The 21,112-nt window shown below is 58.6% G+C and carries 15 protein-coding genes; 12 read left to right on the top strand and 3 right to left on the bottom strand.

Annotated features, from left to right (window positions below):
- Window positions 1-5: 5 nt before the first annotated feature.
- From RCO31_RS10030 to RCO31_RS10020, 3 genes are read left to right on the top strand one after another with little or no spacing between them, the layout of a single operon-like run.
- On the top strand, window positions 6-938 hold the full coding sequence (locus RCO31_RS10030) for an NAD(P)-dependent oxidoreductase (RefSeq protein ID WP_308968176.1): 933 nt from the start codon (window positions 6-8) through the stop codon (window positions 936-938).
- The gene (locus RCO31_RS10025) at window positions 939-2,231 is read left to right on the top strand and encodes an NAD(P)/FAD-dependent oxidoreductase (RefSeq protein WP_308968175.1); all 1,293 of its coding nucleotides are present in this window, start codon (window positions 939-941) and stop codon (window positions 2,229-2,231) included.
- Window positions 2,228-2,632, top strand: a complete 405-nt coding sequence (locus RCO31_RS10020; protein ID WP_308968174.1) for a GtrA family protein — start codon at window positions 2,228-2,230, stop codon at window positions 2,630-2,632. Before RCO31_RS10025 ends, RCO31_RS10020 begins: the two co-directional genes overlap by 4 nt.
- Here RCO31_RS10020 and RCO31_RS10015 read toward each other — a convergent pair.
- Window positions 2,627-4,069, bottom strand: a complete 1,443-nt coding sequence (locus RCO31_RS10015; protein ID WP_308968173.1) for a UbiA family prenyltransferase — start codon at window positions 4,067-4,069, stop codon at window positions 2,627-2,629. The two genes, RCO31_RS10020 and RCO31_RS10015, sit on opposite strands and share 6 nt — an antisense overlap.
- 215 nt (window positions 4,070-4,284) lie before the next feature.
- Between RCO31_RS10015 and rfbF the strand changes: the two genes are divergently transcribed.
- The 8 genes from rfbF (at window position 4,285) to RCO31_RS09975 (ending at window position 14,752) form a co-directional block, all read left to right on the top strand.
- Complete coding sequence (rfbF, locus tag RCO31_RS10010) at window positions 4,285-5,115, top strand: glucose-1-phosphate cytidylyltransferase (protein WP_308968172.1); 831 nt, start codon at window positions 4,285-4,287, stop codon at window positions 5,113-5,115.
- A gap of 9 nt (window positions 5,116-5,124) precedes the next feature.
- On the top strand, window positions 5,125-6,183 hold the full coding sequence (locus RCO31_RS10005) for an SDR family oxidoreductase (protein ID WP_308968171.1): 1,059 nt from the start codon (window positions 5,125-5,127) through the stop codon (window positions 6,181-6,183).
- A 519-nt stretch (window positions 6,184-6,702) separates the two neighbouring features.
- Window positions 6,703-7,401, top strand: a complete 699-nt coding sequence (locus RCO31_RS10000; protein WP_308968170.1) for a response regulator transcription factor — start codon at window positions 6,703-6,705, stop codon at window positions 7,399-7,401.
- A gap of 542 nt (window positions 7,402-7,943) precedes the next feature.
- On the top strand, window positions 7,944-8,609 hold the full coding sequence (locus RCO31_RS34715; protein ID WP_374991457.1) for a Crp/Fnr family transcriptional regulator: 666 nt from the start codon (window positions 7,944-7,946) through the stop codon (window positions 8,607-8,609).
- Between the two features lie 49 nt (window positions 8,610-8,658).
- Window positions 8,659-10,119, top strand: coding sequence for an undecaprenyl-phosphate glucose phosphotransferase (locus tag RCO31_RS09990; RefSeq protein WP_308968168.1), 1,461 nt, complete (start codon window positions 8,659-8,661; stop codon window positions 10,117-10,119).
- A gap of 1,201 nt (window positions 10,120-11,320) precedes the next feature.
- Window positions 11,321-11,899 carry a dTDP-4-dehydrorhamnose 3,5-epimerase gene (rfbC, locus tag RCO31_RS09985; protein ID WP_308968167.1) on the top strand — a complete coding sequence of 193 codons (579 nt, stop codon included), beginning with the start codon at window positions 11,321-11,323 and terminating at the stop codon, window positions 11,897-11,899.
- Between the two features lie 169 nt (window positions 11,900-12,068).
- Entirely contained in the window at window positions 12,069-13,364 is a 1,296-nt protein-coding gene (locus tag RCO31_RS09980; protein WP_308968166.1) for a class I SAM-dependent methyltransferase, read from the top strand.
- A gap of 131 nt (window positions 13,365-13,495) precedes the next feature.
- The gene (locus tag RCO31_RS09975) at window positions 13,496-14,752 is read left to right on the top strand and encodes a DUF4910 domain-containing protein (RefSeq protein WP_374991460.1); all 1,257 of its coding nucleotides are present in this window, start codon (window positions 13,496-13,498) and stop codon (window positions 14,750-14,752) included.
- A 38-nt stretch (window positions 14,753-14,790) separates the two neighbouring features.
- Here the strand turns inward: RCO31_RS09975 and RCO31_RS09970 are convergent, their stop codons facing one another.
- Both RCO31_RS09970 and RCO31_RS09965 read right to left on the bottom strand, forming a co-directional pair.
- Window positions 14,791-16,779: an HlyD family type I secretion periplasmic adaptor subunit gene (locus RCO31_RS09970; RefSeq protein ID WP_308968164.1), complete on the bottom strand. Its 1,989-nt coding sequence runs from the start codon at window positions 16,777-16,779 to the stop codon at window positions 14,791-14,793.
- Window positions 16,780-16,849: 70 nt separating this feature from the next.
- Window positions 16,850-19,009, bottom strand: coding sequence for a type I secretion system permease/ATPase (locus RCO31_RS09965; RefSeq protein ID WP_308968163.1), 2,160 nt, complete (start codon window positions 19,007-19,009; stop codon window positions 16,850-16,852).
- An 833-nt stretch (window positions 19,010-19,842) separates the two neighbouring features.
- Here RCO31_RS09965 and RCO31_RS09960 point away from each other — a divergent pair.
- Complete coding sequence (locus tag RCO31_RS09960) at window positions 19,843-21,111, top strand: glycosyltransferase family 4 protein (protein ID WP_374991459.1); 1,269 nt, start codon at window positions 19,843-19,845, stop codon at window positions 21,109-21,111.
- Window position 21,112 lies beyond the last annotated feature (1 nt).

Genomic DNA, 21,112 nt, shown 5'->3' with positions numbered 1-21,112 from the left:
AAAGTATGACGGCTCGGATTGCAATAACCGGCGCCGCCGGCTTGGTCGGGCAAAATCTCATTCCGCGTCTTAAGGCGCGCGGCTACGCAAACATCGTGGCCCTGGATAAGCACCCCGCCAGCACTCGCGCCCTGCGCTCGCTGCATCCTGATATCCGCATCCTCGAGGTTGATCTTGCCCGGACGGACGGCTGGCAGGATGCAGTCGGCGCCAGCGATATCGTCGTGATCTCGCATGCGCAGATTGGCGGCATTGATCCGCAGGCCTATATCGACAACAACGTGGTCGCCACGCAGCGCGTTATCGACGCGCTTAAGCCGCGCAATAATGCCTACCTCGTGGGTATCAGTTCGTCGGCGGTCGAGAGCGCCGCATCCGACTGGTATGTCGAAACCAAGACTCAGCGAGAGCGCATCTATGCCAATTCGGGCCTGCCGTATGCCATCCTGCGCCCGACCTTGATGTTCGGTCCGTTCGACCGCAAACACGTTGCGTGGCTTGCAAGGTTCATGCGGAAAACACCCGTGTTTCCGATTCCGGGGCGCGGCGAATACCTGCGTCAACCACTTTATGCTGGGGACTTCTGCGAGATCGTCATCTCCTGCATTGAGCGTCGCCCGAACAGGGCAGTGTACAACATCTCGGGCTTGGAGCAGATCACGTTCATCGAGCTGATGCGCTTGGTGAAGGTGATTACCGGGGCGAAGGCCGCGTTCGTCAACATTCCATACGGCCTCTTTCACGTCCTCTTGTCGCTTTATACGGCGTTCGACCCCGATCCTCCCTTTACAACGAAACAGCTTGAGGCGCTGGCGACGCCTGACGTGTTCGAGGTGATCGACTGGCCGACAATGTTCGGTGTGACGTCAACGCCGCTGTTGGCTGCGTTGGAGGCTACGTTTCACGATCCCACAAACTCGCAGATCATGGAGATCTGAATGACGCGCACAGTCGTTCTCGGCGCTGGCGCCATGGGTCTGGCGGCAGCCTATCATGCGCTGAAGCTTGGCCATGACGTGACGGTGCTCGAGGCGGGGTCGCAGGCGGGCGGCATGGCCGCGCACTTCGATTTCGACGGCTTGTCGCTTGAGCGCTACTATCATTTCATCTGCAAGGCCGACCAACCCACGTTCGCGCTGATGGAGGAACTCGGCATCGGTGATCGGCTGCGCTGGGTGCCGACGTCCATGGGATACTACGTGGACGGCCGGCTTTACCCGTGGGGTGATCCACTGTCGCTGTTGGCCTTTCCCAAGCTCTCCGCTGTTGAGAAGCTTCGTTATGGCGCGATGATGTTTCTGCAGACGAAGCGAAAGGACTGGTCGCGCCTGGAAAATCTCTCGGCCAAGGACTGGATCGTGAGGTGGTGCGGTGAGGGAGTCTATCGCAAGCTCTGGAAACCTTTGTTCGACCTGAAGTTCTATGAGTACGCCGACAATGTTTCCGCGGCCTGGATCTGGACCCGCATTAAGCGGGTCGGCACATCGCGTCGGTCAATGTTCCAGGAGGAACTTGGTTTTATAGATGGCGGCTCCGAAACGCTGATTCAGGCGCTCGTCACTGAAATTAAGAAAAGGGGCGGGCGGATCGAGCTTGGATGCCCCGCGACGGAAATTACAAGTGAGGCGGGAAGAGTATCCGGAGTGGTCGCGGGTGAGAGGAAGTTCGTTGCCGACGCGGTGATCTGTACCGTGCCGACGCCTCACGTGTCTCGCCTCGTGCCTTCGTTATCCGATGAGTGGAGGGCGAAATACGATGCGATCCAGAATATTGGCGTCATCTGCGTGGTTTTCAAATTGCGCCATTCCGTGTCTCCGCATTTCTGGATCAACATCATCGACCCGACATTCCAGATTCCCGGCATCATAGAGTTCTCGAACTTGCGGCCCACGGGCGACGCCATCGTGTACATACCCTATTATATGCCGACAACGCAGCCGAAATGGAGCAAGGACGACGCATACTTCAAAGCTGAAGCGTTCGGCTATTTGAAGCGCATAAATCCGGCAATCACCGACGCCGACTTTCTCGGCATGCATGTCGGGAGGTTGCGTCATGCTCAACCGGTCTGCCCGCCGGGATTTCAGGCGATGCTTCCCCCAGTCGAGACGCCAATCGCTGGATTGCAGATCGCAGACACTTGCTTTTATTACCCGGAGGATCGCGGCATCGCCGAAAGCGTCCGATTCGGCGCCGAAATGGCGAGGCGGATCAATAAACGTTCCGAATGAAGCCGGACAGCAAGTTCATTGTCTTTGTATTGGTCAGCGGATTCTCAGCTGTCGTCAATCTCGCATTGCGGACCGCCCTTGGTACGGTGATCACCTATGGTCTGTCGATCGTGCTTGCCTATTTCTGCGGTATGGCAATCGCCTATGTGTTGAACAGGCTCTATGTCTTCGGACGATCAGGCCGGACGGTCGCAAGCGAGTTTGTACGATTTGGGCTCATCAACTTAGTCGGGCTTACTCAAGTTTGGCTCGTGAGCGTTGCTCTGGCACATTATCTGTTTCCGACGATCGGCCTTTTCCCCTATGCCGAGACGATTGCGCACGGAACAGGTCTCGCGTCACTGATACTCACGAGCTATTTTGGTCATAGGTATTTTTCGTTCGCGCCAAGAGCCTTATAGGAGCTGCGCCAAGACGCAGACCGCGCCGATACCAAGGAAAATCCCCATACTCGTCGGGTCCTTGACTGCAAATTCGATCGGATCGTCATTCATTTGCCCGCGAAAGCAGATAAACCAAAGGCGCAACATCCAGTACGCCAGAAGGAAATAGGCGGCCCACAGGAAGTAGGGTGAGGAGTATTGGCGGCTGTTTTCGAAGATCGCGACGATGAAAAGCGCAAAGATGACCAGAGAGGCGATCGAAGTCGCGATACCCGCGACTTGGATAAAGAACCGATCATCGACATTGTAGCCGCGGCCCTGAAGGGCCTGTTGTTGCGCTCCGACGCGCAGGGCGATTTCCGCATCGCGCTTCATCAGAGCGAGGCCGGTGAAGAAGAAGACGGAGAAGATCAAAAGCCATTGCGATGAAGGCGCGGAAATGAGCGCCATGCCGGCGACGACGCGCAGGGTAAACAACAAGCCGATTACCAGAACGTCGAGCAGTGCGGTTCTTTTGAGGCGAAACGAATAACCAAGTGTCAGTACGACGTACAATCCCAGGGTCCCCGCGAAGGCAGGGCTGAGCAGGTAGCCGCCGACGAGCGCAAACAAGATCATGGCGGGCGCTGCGACTAACGCCCAGCTGATCGGCAGCCTGCCGCTCGCCAACGGCCGCTTCGCCTTACGCGGGTGGCGACGGTCAGCTTGAAGGTCGAACAGATCGTTGACCAGGTAAGTGCCACTCGCGAGGACGCCCATCAGGAAAAACCCGATCGTCACTCCAACGATATCGTTGATGCCGAGCGAGCCGACCGTCAAGGCAGGAGGAATGAAGATCAGGACGTTCTTGAACCACTGATGCAATCGAAAGGATTTAATGAGGGCCCGCACGCAATCTGACGGTGGGACGAGCTGCTCCACCGAAATCCCACGCGCAGCCAACGCGCCGGCGGTCGAGCTCGATAGGCCGACGCCGTACCCCCGCTGAGCCGCCTCGAATACGGGGATATCTGCGCTGCTGTCGCCGACATATTCAAATCCGTAAGGACTTCGCTCTTTCAGCGCAGCCGCTTTGGTATTGCCTTTGAGGTTGGTGCTGCCATCGCTGCCGATGATTTCGTCAAAGATCGCGGCAAGCGAAGGATCGGAGCGAAGCATCTCCGCATCCGCGGCGCTGACCAGCGCGACCCGCCGGCCGTCGTGTCGCGCCTGCGCGACAAGGTTCAACACCGTCGGCTCTCGCGGAAAGTGGCTGATGTCAACGATGTCGGCTGCAAGCCTCCAAAGGGCTGCCTTGAAAGCGGCTCTCGACGACATCAGTCGCGGAAAAATTCCCAACAGTGAGAGCGGACGAGCCTTCAGGACGGCCACGAAGCATTCGTAAAGGGAGTCCGTCTTGCAAAGCGTTCTGTCGAAGTCAACGTAGAGAGGAATGTCGGTGGATCGAGTAAGCATGGCTGTCAGTCCACGGTCGATCATACGCGCGCGAGCTTGGAGGGCAGACAACATCCAGAGTGCGGCGCGCGTAAGTAATGCGGGCGTCGCGCGCTTTCGAGTTGACGGCTGTCAACTTCCCTTGCGCCGTTTCGCTTAATGGTCGTGACATACCGCTGGAGCGGGCGGCCCGTGGCTGCAGCTGCCGCACGCCGGTGGAGAGACAGGAGATGTCCATGAAAGTGGTTATTCTCGCGGGCGGGTATGGAACGCGCCTCAGTGAGCACACGACGGTCGTTCCGAAGCCATTGGTCGAAATCGGCGGGCGTCCGATCCTCTGGCACATCATGAAGCTGTACTCGCATCATGGTCTCAACGACTTCGTCATTTGCTGTGGCTACAAGGGCTCGGTGATCAAGGATTACTTCCTGAGCTATTTTGCTCATCAGGGCGACTTCACGATCGATCTCCGGCGGAACGAGATTGAAAATCACCGGAACGACAGCGAGCCCTGGAAGGTCACGCTGGTTGATACCGGCGAGAAGACGATGACCGGCGGCAGGTTGAAGCGCGTCCGAGAGCATCTGGGGAATTCGACCTTCTGCCTGACCTACGGCGATGGCGTCAGTGACGTGAACATTCGTGAGCTCGTCACCTTCCATCACCAGCAGGGAGCGCTTGCGACGGTAACCGCGGTGCAGCTGCCCGGCCGCTTTGGTGCGCTCAACCTGTCGTCGGATCGTCCGCGTGCAGCCAAGTTTCGCGAGAAGGACGTGCGCGACGGTCAGGTCATCAACGGAGGCTTCTTCGTCGTCGAGCCGGAGGCGCTCGATACCATCGACGATGACGGCACGAGCTGGGAGAACGAGCCGCTCGCCCGCCTGGTCGAGCAGGATCAACTCGCAGTTTATCGGCACCACGGTTACTGGCAGAACATGGATACGCTTCGGGACAAGATGGTCCTGCAGGAGCTGTGGGATCGCGGAGATCCGCCTTGGTGCGTTTGGGACAAGGCAGCTTCCGTCGCTGGCAGGGCAGCATCTTCCGCCGCTCCGGCACATACGTAAGGAAACACAATGCGCATTCTCTACACCGGAGCCGATGGTTATATTGGCGCAGTGCTCGGTCCCAAACTGCTCGGCCGCGGTCACGACGTGACCGGTATCGATACCGGACTGTATCGTCGGGGTTGGCTGTTCGATGATGGACAAACCAGGCCGATGGTCATCTCAAAGGATACGCGCCAGCTCTCGCAAGCCGATCTTGTGGGAATCGACGCTGTGGTTCATCTCGCCGAGCTTTCCAATGACCCGCTCGGAGAGAACGATCCTGAGATCACGATGGAGATCAACCATCGCGGCTCGGTCGATTTCGCGAGAAAATGCAAGGCTGCGGGTGTCGGACGCTTCGTCTACGCCTCCTCGTGCAGCATCTATGGGGCTGCGGGCGACGAGATCAAGTCAGAGACATCGAGCTTCGAGCCGCAGACCGCTTATGCGCGCTGCAAGATTTTGGTGGAGCGTGATCTGCGGGAAATGGTCGACCCGCATTTCACGCCGATATTCCTGCGCAACGCGACCGCATTCGGTGCCTCGCCGAGACAGCGTTTCGACCTTGTTCTCAACAATCTCGCCGGCTTCGCTTTTACGACCGGCAAGGTTCGCGTCATGAGCGACGGGACGCCCTGCCGGCCGCTCGTGCACGTTGATGACATCTGCCAGGCGATCCTGTGCGCGTTGGAAGCACCGCGAGAGGCTGTGTGCGGCGAAGCCTTCAATGTCGGCGACGACGCCCAGAATTATACCGTGCGCGAAATTGCCGAGATCGTCGGTCGGACGTTCGCTGGAAGCGAGGTGAGCTATGGTCCAAGCGGTCCGGACACTCGCAGTTACCGAGTCTCGTTCGCGAAAATTAAGAAACATATGCCGAGCTTCCGCTGTCAGTGGAGTGCAGAGCGTGGGGCATTGCAACTGAAGGGTGTGTTCGAGCGAATTAGGCTCGATGACGCGACATTCAACGCAGCGCCGTTTACGAGGCTTTCTGAACTCCGCCATCTGCGGTCGACCGAACAACTGGATCCGCGCCTATTGTGGACGCCGATCAAGGAAATGCTCCCGGCTGCCGTTAACCTTTAGGACCAGCTAAGGGGCCTTCGGCCCGCCATCGCTCGCCGTTCGCCCGAGGCGTACCAGGCAGCGAAGGTTACCCGACACCGGCAGGCGTGCTTTTAGCGTGCCGCCGGTGGTGGCGGGTTACTGTCCAGCCGTTCGCGGCTACAAAAATCATTATTGGGTGTTCGGCGTTTTTGCTTCCTCCCCGATGAAGCGCGTGCCATCGTGCCCACGATATAGGCATGTTGATGACCATTTTCCTACCGCTTCAGTCAGCCAAACTGCAGTCAGAGATTACAATTGCCCACTCAAACTTTTTGCACTTCATCGCTGTGAACAGGATCGACTTCATCAAATTGTTGTCGAAGATGAAGAAAGATTTACGCGCTTTGACAATTCGCGAATGGCATCTAGTATTGTTGCGCTGCGGAAGCGCTACTCCGTCTACCGCTGCGCAAGTATTGGGGACACACATGCCGGAGGTGAACTGAACTGCAGGTACTGGGCTCCTGGGTGGATTAGGGGGACCTGGAGGATTTTATCGTGTCTGTGATCTTGGTGGTCGATGAACACGGCGTTTATCGGAGCGGACTCCGTGATGTTATTGAGGCGAGAGTTGTCGAATCTCGCGTGGTCGAAGCTTCGGCCATAGAGTGCGTGGATGAGAGAGCATGCTTTGATCTCGTCCTGATCGATTCCGGAAGTCTAACTCAGCGTTCCTTGGGTTTGCTGAAGGAGGTGCACGAGTTGAATCCACGAACGCGCTTCGCGGTGATGTCCAATTCGAACACCCGGGTCGATGTTTTGAATTGTCTTTCTGCCGGATTCCACGGCTTTGTGTACAAGCTGCAATCTGACGACGAACTGCTTACGGCTATCAACGACTTGCTTTCGGGCCGGATATACGTCCCCCGATGGCTCGCGGATGGTGATGGCGGCAGGCCGGATATTTTACCTTCCGTCAATGTGCGGCCGCAGACACTGAAGCTCACGCCTCGCCAGCATGAGATCTTGCCGCTGCTTGCCCAGGGCATGTCGAACAAGGAAATTGCCAAACATCTGCGCATCGCCGAAGGAACAACCAAGATTCATACTGCAGCGCTTCTGCGTGCTCTTGGCGCGCGCAATCGCACCGAGGCGGCCTTCATGGCCGCGAAGCTGGTGGGATCGAGCACCCGCTTCGAAAGCCGGTTCAATAACCGGTTCATGATCGGACCGGGCGGCATGCGCGCAAGAGCGTAACGACGAATGGTCTCGACACCCTTCCATCGGACGCTGACTGCACGAGTGGCGATTTAAACAGCAGCCGAATACCGCGAGCGCGGTCATTGCAGATGCGTCGCGCTGCGAATCAGCGTACTTGCCCGATAGCAAAGGGTTCGTCGTCGGTACCATACGCACATACCGCGTTGTGGATGGCGAAACGGCTTTGTTTCTACGCGGAGGTGGGCCTTAACCCGGCTCTCTCAACGTGAGCGCGCATAAAATAAATCTACAATGCAACGGAACGGATCGCTTGCTGATTCGTTTTCACGCCGGCTGCACTTTGGCCTTGAAGCTGCCGAGGATTGCAGTGTCGTCGCGGTTCACGTCGTCAATGCTTTGGAATGAAGCAATAAGCCCGCGCACTGATGATTGCACGGGCAGCGTATAGATTTTGACCCCTGAGGACCTAAGCCGAACGGCCTAGTGCCCGACGTACACCGTCTAGAACATCAGCCCGAATTTTTGAAAAATTTTCTGCGTGCCACCCTTCAAGCGTCAATACTTGAGGGGTTGAAAGAATGCGTGCTGCAACTCTTTCTGAGGCGATTCCCTGCAAAGTGCCACCGCTCTTGTATGGTGAGCCGCAAAACGTTCCAATCGAAAGCCGCCGGCCCCCCACTGCATCGCTCATCCCCCGCGGTCGGGCCCTGTTTTGGGAAGGTGAGGAGCAGCCCCAGAAGATCGAAATCGTCGAAGGCGTTGTTCGGGCTGTTCGACTGCTCGAGAACGGTAATCGGCAGATTTTGGCTTTCTATTGGCCTGGCGACGTTGTCATGCCCACCCAATCGTCGTGCCAGCAGTTCACGGCCGAGGCCGTCACCAACTGTCGCGTGCGCCTTTCGACGGTGTCCGGCATTTGCCACAACAGCGAGCCTTGCGGAGCGCGTCAGGTTCTCGCCGACACCTTGTCGCTGGTCATCAGCATGACCCAGAAGAACAGCATCGCTCGTATCGCATGGTTCCTGCTGCGCATTCGAAAGCACTTGCCGGAGGATCCGAAGCGGCCGCTCGCGCTTCAGCTTCTGCTTTCGCGCGCTGATATTGCCGACCACGTGGGCACCTCGCTCGAAACGGTCTGCCGCACACTGGCTGAGTTCAAGACGAAGAAGCTTATCGATCTGCCGAACCGCAAGACGATCCGCTTCATCAACCTGCAGGGTTTGCAGCGAATCGCCGGAGACTGACGCATCTACGCGGTCGTGCGGGTTTCACCATGCGAGCAGGAGGCTCTCAATGGATGCGATGCCTGACTCGGATCTAGCGACGAACCTTGCGGCTTCTGCATCACGCGAGCAACTCGCAGCTCCGATCTCGTTGAATATCGTATCACCACTGGTGGCGGTCCTCGACCTCTGCTGGATTGTGCTGCTCGGTATCGGCGCCGGTCTCCTTTACGATGCGCTGGCGCGAGGAGGTTATGGAGACGCCGGAAATTACGTCGGATCCGGCATGGCGGTCGCGATGCTCTATTCGGCGTTTGCTCATGCCGCCGGCCTCTATCGGGCGCCGAACCTGCTGAAGCGGCGGGTTGGGCGATCGGTTCTCATCTGGGTGGGCGTCTTTGTGTTTCTGGCGAGCCTCGCGTTCTTGTTGAAGATCGGGGCGATGTTCTCGCGCGGCGAGATGCTACTGTTCTTTTCGGGCGGACTAATCGTTACCGCCGCGTCGAGGATAGCTGTGGCGAGTGTCTGCACTTACGTCGTGGCGTCGCGGGCCCTGGCGCCAAACCGGGTAGTTCTAGTGGGATCGCCGCAAGAGCTTGCCGCCAACGACGCACTACCGGTCCTCGAGCGTTATGGCTATTCGGTCGCTGCAGTGTTTCAGCTTCCCGGCCAAAACGACGCCGGACTGCACAAGGAAGAGCTGAAAGAGCGCATGCGCGAGGTCGTGCGTTGCGTCCGGGAAGAAAGAATCGACGAAGTGGTCCTGGTGCTTCCGTGGAATCGGCCCGACGTCATCCATGAGGTCGAAAGCGAATTGCGGATGCTTCCCATTCCGGTCAAGCTCGTGCCGGATATGATGACAAGCCGCGTCCTCAGGCATCCGCTGTTTGAGCTAGGCCCAACCAAGGCTGTGGAGCTTCAGCGCGCTCCTCTCAGCATTGCGCAGAGAAATCTAAAGCGGTTGATGGACCAGATCCTGGCTGCGTTAGGCTTATTTGTGCTGGCTCCGTTCATCGCGGTGATCGCGGCGGCGATACGCCTTGAAACGCCGGGACCCGCGTTGTTTCTCCAGACGCGGGTCGGCTTCAACGGACGGCCGTTCCGAATCTATAAGTTCAGAACAATGCGCGCGCGTGATGACGGGCCGATCGTCGTTCAGGCGACAAGGAATGACAAGCGCATAACTCATCTCGGAGCGCTTCTGCGGAAACTCAGCATCGACGAAATCCCGCAGCTTTTCAATGTTTTGCGCGGAGAAATGTCCTTGGTCGGCCCTCGTCCGCACGCGCTGGCGCACGACAATGAATATGATCGGCTCATTGCGACATACGCGATCCGGCACAAGATGAAGCCGGGCATCACCGGTTGGGCTCAAGTCAACGGCTATCGCGGCGAAACGCCCGAGGTTGGGATGATGAAGCAGCGTGTCGATAGCGATCTCTGGTACATCGAGTATTGGTCGCTGTGGCTCGACATTCGTATTCTGCTACTGACGGTTGTCCGCATTCTAAAGTCGGACAATGCCTACTGAACCGCGGGCTAACCCATTGCGCCGCCAGTTGGGTTAGCCAAAGTCCATTCCGACGCTTCGCCCGGTGCTGGAGCGCAGCTGAACCGATTTCCGGACGACTTTGAGGGTTTGAGGGGCGGCGAGCAGTCGAAGCGGCCGCACTGCGCGCTCGGCGTCGCAGTTAATAACGCGATCTGGCGCGCGGAATAATTGACTTGCGGATACGCCGGAGCTACGGAACTGACCGCGCCGCGTTGATAGCGTTGATTCGCCGAAAAGGCTGCGAGGCGAAAGTCGAATCGCCGGCACTCGTAGCCGCCCCTTCGTGCGACTGGTCCGCGTCAAGACTGTCTTAATACAATTCTGTTTGCATCGTGCTGAGAAGCAACGCGGCACGGGACCGCCGATTCTCAGGATGGGATGCGATGCTCTGGTTACAGCATCTGTTTGCGCTTTGCGTTCTGGCCCACATGTTGTGGGCAGCGATCTTGCTCCAAAAGGAATGGCAGCGAATTCGTCGGCATGACGATGCGGAGCCGCGAGGGAAACTAGCCCGCGCATTGACCAGTGCCGAAGCCACTCCGACAAGAACCCGCTAGCGTTCCTTCTGCCGCGATCTGCGATTAGCGTGAGAGAGCCTCCGCTTGCGAAGACGCTCTCGCAGCGCCTAGCTCGAGCGGACTACCTGACTTCCTGATCGGGGTCACCGGATCAAGCAGGGCGGGCAGAAAGGCTGCCAGATCGCCGTACGTCGAAGACGAAACGTTGTCCCGACGGCGAGCGACCATCCATTCTTCACCTCGCCTCCGTCATTGTTATTGAGATTTCTCAGATCGGCGTAGTTGCCCACGGATATGCTGCCCGCTCTCGTTCAGTCGAGGAATGAGTGCGCGCGATGTCGCAGCTGGATGAGGTTAGGCCACGGAGCCAGCCGGTAAACGATGCCTCTGGCGTCGACCGGCGGATCAATTGGGCGATGCTCGTTGTTCTGTCGGCCTTGGGCTGTACTCTGGCTTGGATCTATGTATGGCTTTGGGCGGCCGCGCGTGTCCTGCAGGCTGCCCTTTTCTGACGAGGAACGGTCATCTCGAGGCGTCGTTAGGGAGCCGAGCGCGTCGGATTGACGAGCCTTAAACTGGCGTAAGCCTCAATTTCCTATTTCGAAAGCCGCCGACATGGGCGAACATGGCAGGCAAGGTGGCTCAGAGGTAGCTTCGGACGGATGATCTTTTCGGAAACCAGGATCGCGGGCGTTTATACGATCGATGTCGATCGCCGCGAGGACAGTCGCGGGTACTTCGCGAGGGTCTATTGCCGCGAGGAGTTTTCGGCAAACGGTTTGAAGCCGGCGGTCTCGCAAGGGAATATCAGTTTCAACGCAAAACGGGGCACGTTGCGCGGCTTGCACTTTCAATACCCGCCGGTGGCGGAGACCAAATACATACGCTGCACGAGAGGGGCGATTTTCGACGTTGTCGTCGATCTGCGCCCAGAATCTCCAACTTATCTACAGCACGTGACGTTTCACCTCTCAGCGGAAAACGGACGTGGGCTCTATGTGCCGGAACGCTTCGCCCACGGTTTCATCACGCTGGAAGACAACACAGAGCTGATCTACCTGATCGGTGAGGCATATACTTCTTGCGCCGAAGGCGGGCTCCGTTACGACGACGCGATGCTCGGGGTGAGTTGGCCGCTGCAGGTTGAAGTGATTTCAACTCGAGACCTGGACTGGACACCGCTCGCTGAAGTTGAAGCCGACCTCAAGCTGCGCATGAGCGTGAGCGAACCCGTCGTCTGATCGGGCGTCAGGCCGGTGAAGCGCCTGGGTAATATGTCTATCCGCTGATCAGATTATCGTCCTCATTTGTCCCGATTGAGTGGTTAAGTTGACGACTGTCAATTGAAGTTGGCTGAGAGGACGTAGGCTTATCAGGATAATGTGATAGGTTGCCTATAGGAGCTGCTCGATGTTGAAGCATGAGCCCGTGGTCCCGCTGTTTCGCTCCACGAAGGCGTCGGCGCGACCGACCGGACATAGCTGCTGCCGCTTCTGTGGCACGAAGCTGCAACATGTTTTTGTCGATCTCGGGCTGTCGCCGCTTGCAAATGCTTATCTGAAAGAAGAGGAGCTGAGCAGCGACGAGAATTTCTTCCCGCTTCGGGTTTTCGTTTGTAGCGAATGCTACCTGGTGCAGCTCGAGGAATGGGAAACGCCGGAGAACATTTTCGGCGACTACGCTTACTTCTCTTCGTACAGCGAGTCATGGCTCCAGCATGCGAAGACCTATGTCTCCACGATGATCGATCGATTCGGCATCGGTCCGAAGAGCAAGGTGGTCGAAGTCGCGAGCAACGACGGATACCTTTTACAGTTCTTCGTCGAGCGCGAAGTGCCGGTCCTCGGCATCGAGCCGGCGCAAAACGTCGCAGCGGTCGCCCGCTCGAGGGGTGTTCCGACCCGCGTCGATTTCTTCGGAGAAAGCACGGCACGCGCGTTACGAAGGGAAGGCATGCGCGCCGATCTTCTGATCGGCAATAATGTGCTGGCACACGTTCCGGACCTGAACGACTTCGTCAGGGGGCTAAAGACACTGCTGGTCGATAACGGTGTCATCACGATTGAGTTTCCTCATCTGATGCGCCTCTGTGCCGAGTGTCAGATCGACACCATCTATCACGAGCACTTCTCCTACTTCTCGTTCATCACAGCAGAGAAGATCTTCGCGGCACACGGCCTGACGCTGTTCGACGTCGAGGAATTGCCAACGCATGGAGGATCGCTTCGGATCTTCGCGCAACGCACTGCCACCGGCCGCCATCCTATCTCCGAGCGTGTGGTCGACCTTCGACAACGGGAGATCGATGCCGGTTTTGCTGACCTCAGCGCCTACCTCGCGTTTGGCGAACGCGCGACGCAGACAAAGCGCAAGCTTATCGAGTTTCTGGTGTCGGCGAAGCGCGCAGGCAAGCGAGTGGTCGGTTACGGCGCTCCGGCCAAGGGAAACACGCTGCTGAACTATTGCGGCGTCGGACGTGAACTTGTCGAATTTACGGTCGATAGAAATCCGCATAAGCAGGGAAGATTTTTGCCCGGAACCCACATTCCGATTTTCGAGCCTGAGCGGATCAACGCGACGAAGCCGGACTACATCCTGATTCTTCCGTGGAATCTGAAGAGCGAGATCATCAACCAGCTGTCGTTTGCCCGCGCCTGGGGCGCACAGTTCGTCGTGCCGATTCCGGAGCCTCAGATCGTGAGTTGATGTTGTCGTGCTCATGTACATAGTGGCGAGGCAGGTGTGCCATGCACGACATTGTAACGAATTCGACAATCAAGACGCTTGAGTTGCCCGCATCGTCTCCGGATCTATCGGCTGACGACGGCGGCCTTGCCATGCATGAGTTCGCGGCCGAACTCTACCCGATTTGCCGAAGCATCACCGGTGATGGAGTTCGCAAGAGCATTGAGCTGATCGGTCGATATATTCCGCTCACCACCTGCGAGGTGCCGTCGGGATTCGACGTCTTCGACTGGACCGTACCGCTCGAATGGAACATCAAGGACGCCTACGTCAAGAATAGCGCCGGCGAGCGCATCGTTGATTTTCGCCGTTCCAACCTGCACGTCGTGAGTTATAGCGTGCCTGTTCATCGGCGTATGGATCTTCGTGAGCTCAAGGAGCATCTGCATTCGGACCCTGCGCATCCGGACTGGATTCCGTACCGGACATCCTATTACAGCCCGACCTGGGGGTTCTGCCTGCCGCACAATCAACTGCTCGCCTTGCCGGACGATGAGTACGAAGTGTGCATCGACTCCTCTCTTGCACCCGGGCACTTGACCTACGGCGATCTGCGGGTGCTCGGTCAGTCCTCGGATGAGGTGCTCATTTCCTGCCACGTGTGCCATCCATCTCTCTGCAATGACAACCTGTCGGGCATCGCTGTGGCGACCGCGCTGGCGCAGCGCCTGAGCCGAATGAACCTTCGATACTCGTATCGCTTCCTGTTCATCCCTGGCACGATAGGTTCGATTGCCTGGCTGGCCATGAATAAGGCGCATGTGAGCAGGATCAAACACGGGTTCGTCATGACCTGCGTCGGCGATGCAGGTGCCCCGACCTACAAGCAGAGCCGGCGTGGTGATGCGGAGATCGATCGGGCTTGGAAGTATGTCCTGGGGCAGGCCGGCGAAGCCTTCGATATACGGCCATTTTCTCCCTATGGTTACGACGAGCGGCAATTCTGCTCACCGGGCTTCAACCTGCCGGTCGGATGCTTCATGCGTACGCCGCACGGTGAATTTCCTGAGTATCATACGTCTGCTGACGATCTGAGCCTCGTTCGGCCGTCGTCATTGGCGGACTCCCTGGCAAAAGCGCTCGCCGTGGTCGACGTGATCGAGCACAATCGCAGCTATCTGAACGTGAAGCCGTATTGCGAACCGAAGCTGGGAAAGTACGGCCTCTACGGAACGATTGGCGGACGTTCCGCCGGCGAGTATCAGATGGCGTTGCTGTGGCTGCTCAACATGTCAGATGGCGACAACTCGTTGCTGGATATCGCCGCCCGCGCCAATCTTCCGTGGGAGACAATCAAGCAGGCTCTACGGGTCCTGTGCCTGGCCGGTTTACTGAAACCGGCCGATTGAACACGCGATTCAGGCTTATCCGTTCGCACCCGAAGGCATTATCGCTCGCGCATGCTCTCGTGCTTGTAACGAACGAGTGGCGAAAGCAGATAGCTGATGATGCTGCGTGATCCGGTCTTTATCTCTGCCGTGACGGCCATTCCCGGCGACAGGTTGACGCGCTTGTTTTCGATCTCCATCTGGGCCTCGTCGATCGACAAGCGGGCAGCAAAAACCAGTTCCTGGCCCTTCGGCTCGCTGCTCGATGCTTCCGAGCCCGGGCCGGCATCGTTTGTTCGAGCCGGCGTCTTGTCTCGTGTGATGGCGTCCTGCGAGATGCCGAGTATCTTGCCCTGGAGCAGGCCGTAACGCGTGAAGCTGAACGTGTCGATCTTGATCGCGGCCTCCTGACCGACTTCCACGAAGCCGATGTCGCGGTTGGAGACCATGGCTTCGATCTCAAGTCGGCTATCCCTCGGAACGACCATCATCAACGCCTGTGCAGGCGTCACAACGCCGCCAATCGTATGCACGATCAGCTGCTGGACGATGCCGTCAATAGGGGCCGTCAACCTCTGCAAGGTGGTGCGCTGCTCTGCCTTGACGATATCTTGTGCGAGGCCAGCCGCCTTTTGCTCGGCCTTGGCAAGCTCTTCGAACGTGGCACGCGTGTACTCGGCCACAGCCTTTGTCCGCGTTTCGATCAGGACGGCAATAGCGGCGTCGGCCTCGCTATATCGGCTTTCCTGGACGAGAATTTCCTGTTGCTGACCGACAAAATCCTGCAGCTCGGTCAGATATGTGAGCTTGGATCCCAACTCCCTCTGGAACAGCTGCTCTCGAATCTCGACGCGCTGCTGCATTGGTGCAAGCGTCGCCTTGAGCTTGTCGACGGTTGCCCGGAAGGTCGCGCGTTCCGCCTCCTTTTGCTTCAGTTGCCGGTCGATCGAGGCGAGCTTGGCTTTCTGCTCGGCGGTCTGGCTGATCAGAAATCTGCGATGCATTTCGGTCAGCGCCGGCTGCGCCCCGTCTGGTGGCCTGAAGGCTGGGACCGGATCGTCACTTGCCGCCAGCACCGCGCTCAGCCGCGCGATATCGAATCGTGCTCCCATCAGGTCGCTTTTCAGGCGACTGACGTCGGCGTCGCTCATGGTCGGATCGAGTTCGATCAGCACGTCGCCCGCCTTGACCGATTGTCCATCATGAACATGGATCGCGCGCACCACGCCGGTTTCGAACGGCTGGATGGTTTTGGTGCGACCGCTCGGAATTAATTTGCCGGGTGCGATCGCGACGATGTCGACCGTCCCAATTGATGCCCAGATCAGCGCGACGCCAAAAATGGCGATAATGCTGAAGCCGACCGCGCGTCCAAGCGGCGAGGGTGGGGTTTCGACGATCTCCAGAGCGGCTGGTAAAAACGCAAGTTCGTCGGAGCGGCGGTTGCCCTCGGGGTTCAGCTGGGCGACGGCTCGGCCGAGCTTGCGGGCGTGATCGGCAAGAACGACAATTGCAGCGCCGCCGGCGGTCGCGCCCGCCTGCACCACCTCCCTCGCGGCGGCCGGCTTGGCGAGCCCACGCATCCTCGGCAACAACTTTCGCGAAAGGTCCTGAACGCGCTCAGAACCGGTCTTCAACAGCCGCCGCAGAACAATGGCAGTAGGGCGAGGCTTTCTCAGTACGACAACCCCGCCGTCCCAGGTCGCTTCCAACTCGGCACGTTCTACCAGCGTCGGACGCGCGGCGCCCGGCAGCAGCACCACTGCATTGTCACCGGTGACCCGGCCAAGGAGCAGAAAGCCTCCGCCACGAAGAACGGCGATGCCCGGCAACGTGAGCCTGGAAAGCCGTTCCCATCTGCATTGCAGGCAGCGCGCAACAAGGCCAGCCTCTCTGGCGCATTTGATCATCTCCGCGACGCCTATGCGGCCGCCGCCCGCCCATTTGCGAAGCTGCTTTGAATCGGCTTCAACGCCGTGAAGGTGAAGCAATACATCCAGGACAAAGAATCCGGGATCTTCAGGCGGGTGTTCGGTATTAGCGCGCATGGCTAACCTTCCCGGCGCCCGATCGGAGGCGTAGCAACTTTGCGAATGCGTGGTCTACCGCCAATAGTGGTCATAGTCCGGCTCGAGAATGAAGGCCATACAGTCCTGATTGGAGTCGATATAGCGTCGCGTAGCGCCCTCCGGTCTTGACCAGATCCTCATGGCGGCCGTCTTCGATCAACCGGCCACCCTCGATGGTGATGATGCGGTCGGCCAGCCGTAGTGCCGAAAGCCGATGCGCAATAATGAGGACTGTGCGGCCCTGCGCAATCCTCGCCATGTTGTTATGCACGATGCGTTCGCTCTCATAATCGAGCGCACTGGTCGCCTCGTCAAAAATAAGGATACGTGGATCTGTGATCAGTGCCCGGGCAATGGCGATGCGTTGGCGTTGCCCACCCGAAAGGCTGCTGCCTCGCTCGCCGACGATCGTGTCGTAGCCCTCCGGTAGCTGGAGAATGAAGTCGTGGGCACCCGCGAGCGTAGCCGCAGCGATGACGTTATCAGCGGAAGTGGCGGGATCAACCAGGGCGATGTTGTCCCGGACAGAACGATTGAACAGGACATTGTCCTGCAGCACAACACCGATCTGACGACGCAGCCATGCCGGGTCGACCTGAGCGGTATCGATGCCGTCGACCAGGACGCGCCCGCTTTCGGGCACGTAAAGTCGCTGCACCAGCTTTGCCAGCGTGCTCTTGCCGGAGCCGGATTGTCCGACGATGCCGAGCACCTGGCCCGTCGGCACGTCGATCGTGATGTCGTGCAGGATCTCCGGCCCGTCGATGCGATAACGAAACGTGACATGTTCGAAGCGGATATCGCCCCGGATCGCAACCATCGACATCCTGCCGGGGTTATGGACCGGTTCAGGTGTCGTATTGAGAATATCGCCGATGCGGGAGATCGAGATGCGCGCTTGATGAAAATCCTGCCACGTCTGCGCCAGCCGTAGAACCGGTGCGCTGACGCGGCCTGCAAGCAGATTGAAAGCAACCAGCTCGCCGATCGTGAGCTCGCCGTCGATGACGAGCTTCGCCCCGAAATATAGCGTGGCTGCAGTGACCAGCTTGCTGATGAACTGAACCGACTGGCTCGCAACGTTTCCCAAACTGAGCACACGGAAGCTCGAGGCGACGTAGCCGGCGAGCTGTTCTTCCCACCGCCTTTGCATTTGCGGCTCGACCGCCATGGCCTTCAGCGTCTCGATCGCGGTGACGCTCTCCACGAGGAAGGCCTGGTTTTCCGCGCCGCGCTGAAATTTTTCGTCCAGCCGTCGCTGAAAGAGCGGTGCGGCGACGAGCGATATCCCCACATAGAACGGAAACGAGGCGATGACGATCCACGTCAGCACCGGTGAATAGACGAACATGACCGCAATGAAAACGAACGTGAAGAACAGATCGATGATCAGCGTCAATCCGGAGCTGGTCAGGAAATTCCGAATGTTTTCAAGCTCTCGGACCCGCGCAACCGAGTCGCCGACCCGCCTTGCCTGAAAATAGCCGATCGGCAGCGCCAGCAGATGGCGGAATAGCCGCGCGCCTAATTCGACATCGATGCGGTTCGTCGTGTGCGAGAACAGGTAGGTACGAAGAAGCCCAAGGACTGTTTCAAACAGCGCAATTGCGACAAGGCCGATTGCGAGCACATCCAGCGTGGTCATGCTGCGGTGCACGAGTACCTTGTCGACGACGACCTGGAAAAACAGCGGCGTAACCAGAGCGAATAGCTGCAGGAAGAATGACGCGATCAGCACCTCGCTCAACAGGCGCCGGTATTTTTGGATCGCCCCGAGAAACCAGGTGATATCGAACCGGCGGGCGAGGTCGCTCAGCGCCAGGCGCCTCGTCATCAAGACAAGGCGCCCGTCCCAAGCGGCCTCCAGCTCATCCCGCATCATTGTCGTGGGATGTGGGTGGCCAGGCTTCAGAACGATGACCTTGTCCTCGACAGCCTTGCCGATCAGCAGGTATTCGCCACTCCGGAGCGTCGCGATCGCCGGTAACGGCGTATTGGAGAGGCGGCTCCAATCGGTTGTGGAAACCTTCGCCTTCAGGCCCAGCGTCTTCGCATAACGAAGCATTTCGGGGACGCCGATCAACATACCCCCGAATTGATGTCGAATCTGCTCGGGATCGACCCCGATTCCCTGGAATCGGAGCATCATCACCAGCGCGACGAGGCCTGGATCCAAATGCGGTCCCTCTGTGCCGCGGCGCTCGTTCACGGTCACTCCTTTCTGCGGATCACCACAGCTACATCATGTGAAGCGGGCACGCGTAAGAGGTGACTTAGTGCACCTGCGCGGCCCAGTTGATTCCAAGTATACTGTCCGAGCGGCGCGTCGAGCGCTTGTCCGGAGCGGCACTCCGCGCCGACGTTAGTGCGATGGTCGTGACGGCAATTCGCCTGAACTGGGGCAGGATCTTGATTGCCCTTTTTAATCCAGATCGGCCGGATTGACCCCGCGCCATCGTCCGAAGCGATGTTTTGCCTTCGACGGCCAACTGCACTGTGCGGCGGTTGTGCAATGTCATGACAGGAAGCCGATGGGCGCTCGCGCATGAGAGGGCGATTCCCTGCTGGACCTGCTCGTGGCGATTGGTTCGGTGTCATCCCTGCACGACGATGCACTTGCGACCACCATCGGCTACCGGCGCAAGTCGCGCGTCAATGCATCCGACAACGCTTACGCGGTCGCCGCTGCATCAATGGGTATAACCCTCCGCAGCAGGCCTCACGAACGCTGTGCATGATGTCAAAAGCCATTGACGGGATTGCTCGGACCCAACCTAGGCGGCGTCGATGCAATCGACTTGACGGCCGTCAATATCGCCATGCTGCTCCCCGCTACGGTTCGCTGACGCCGATCGACACCGAGATCTGAGCAAGCCGCTCGGGTGGTGAATAGGCGACGACAGTCGGAGTTCGGCTTCCGTGTGGCTTGGGTCGAGGCAAATGAACGGGTCGTCAATTGGTCTCGGCGCTGGCCCAGTCGGTGAATTGCGTGCCGATCTTGCAAGGCGGCAACTCAGTCGAGGCGAAATTCATCTCAGACCGGTGCAAGCCGAATCGACGGAGCGCCCGGGCCCGCATGAGCCGCGGCGTCTGAAGGTGCTCTTCGCGAACAAGTTCTTCTTTCGGAACGGCGGCTCGGAAGCCGTCATGTTCGACGAAATGGAGATCATGAGGGCGTATCAGTTTGAGGTCGCGGAAATCTCCATGCGCGACCCTCGCAACCTACCCTCCAAGTATGATCCTTATTTCGTTTCGCAGAAATCGTATCGATCGAGCTCGCAAAGCGAGAAGCTCAAGTCGGCGCTTTCGCTTGTCCATTCAAGGGAAGCAGTCAGGAACATCACCAAGCTGATCGGCGCCGAAAAGCCGGACATACTTCACTGTCACAACATTTACCACCAGCTCACGCCGTCGATCATCAGCGCGGCGTCTCGGTTGAATACTCCGGTCGTTCTGACGCTTCACGATTATAAACCCGTCTGTCCGGTCTACACTCAGCTTCGCAATGGTGCGCCGTGCACGGAGTGCTCCGATGGTCGCTTCGAGGCGCTGTTGCAGCACCGTTGCGCTGGCGGATCGATCGGCCAAAGCGCGCTGCTGTGGGCGGAGGCTCGGTATCACGCAGCGGCGCGCAGCTATCATCACGTCGACACGTTCATCGCTCCCAGCCGCTTTATGCGTGATGCGGTGGTTCGCCGCTTCGGCGAGGACAAGGTCGTTCACATACCGAACGGCATCGATGCGTCTCGCATTGAAGTCTCCCGTGATGACGAAAACTATGTCCTGTTTCTCGGGCGTCTTTCACCAGAGAAGGGCGTCGAGACACTTCTGCGGGCCCATGCGGCGGACAATGCAGCATGGCGTCTTGTCGTTGCCGGATCGGGCCCGCTGCTCGATGAACTGCGATCGCGTTTCCCCTTGGCGGAGTTCACCGGCCACCTCACGGGAGAGGCGCTGAACGCCAGGCTTCGAGCGGCGTCACTCGTGGTCGTTCCCTCCGAATGGCACGAGAACAGCCCGCTCTCCGTTCTCGAGGCAATGGCTTACGCGAAGCCGGTCGTTGCTTCGCGCATCGGCGGAATTCCTGAACTCGTCAGGCACGGAACGACTGGGCTTCTGTTCGAAGCAAAGGATGCCGGCGAGCTGTCCGGTCGCATCAAGATGCTTCTCGACGATCCGGATCTGCGCGCCCGCCTCGGAAGCGAGGCGAGAAGGATTGTCGAGACCGAGTACTCAATCCAGAGGCACGGCGCGGCACTTCTCTCTCTTTACGAGAGCCTGGTGCCGAAACTCAGCAAGCTGGGATCATAAA

Source organism: Bradyrhizobium sp. LHD-71 (assembly GCF_031157255.1).
Lineage (GTDB): Bacteria > Pseudomonadota > Alphaproteobacteria > Rhizobiales > Xanthobacteraceae > P52-10.
The sequence above is the reverse complement of the archived record's forward strand: the minus strand, read 5'-3'. Positions and strand labels throughout refer to the sequence as shown.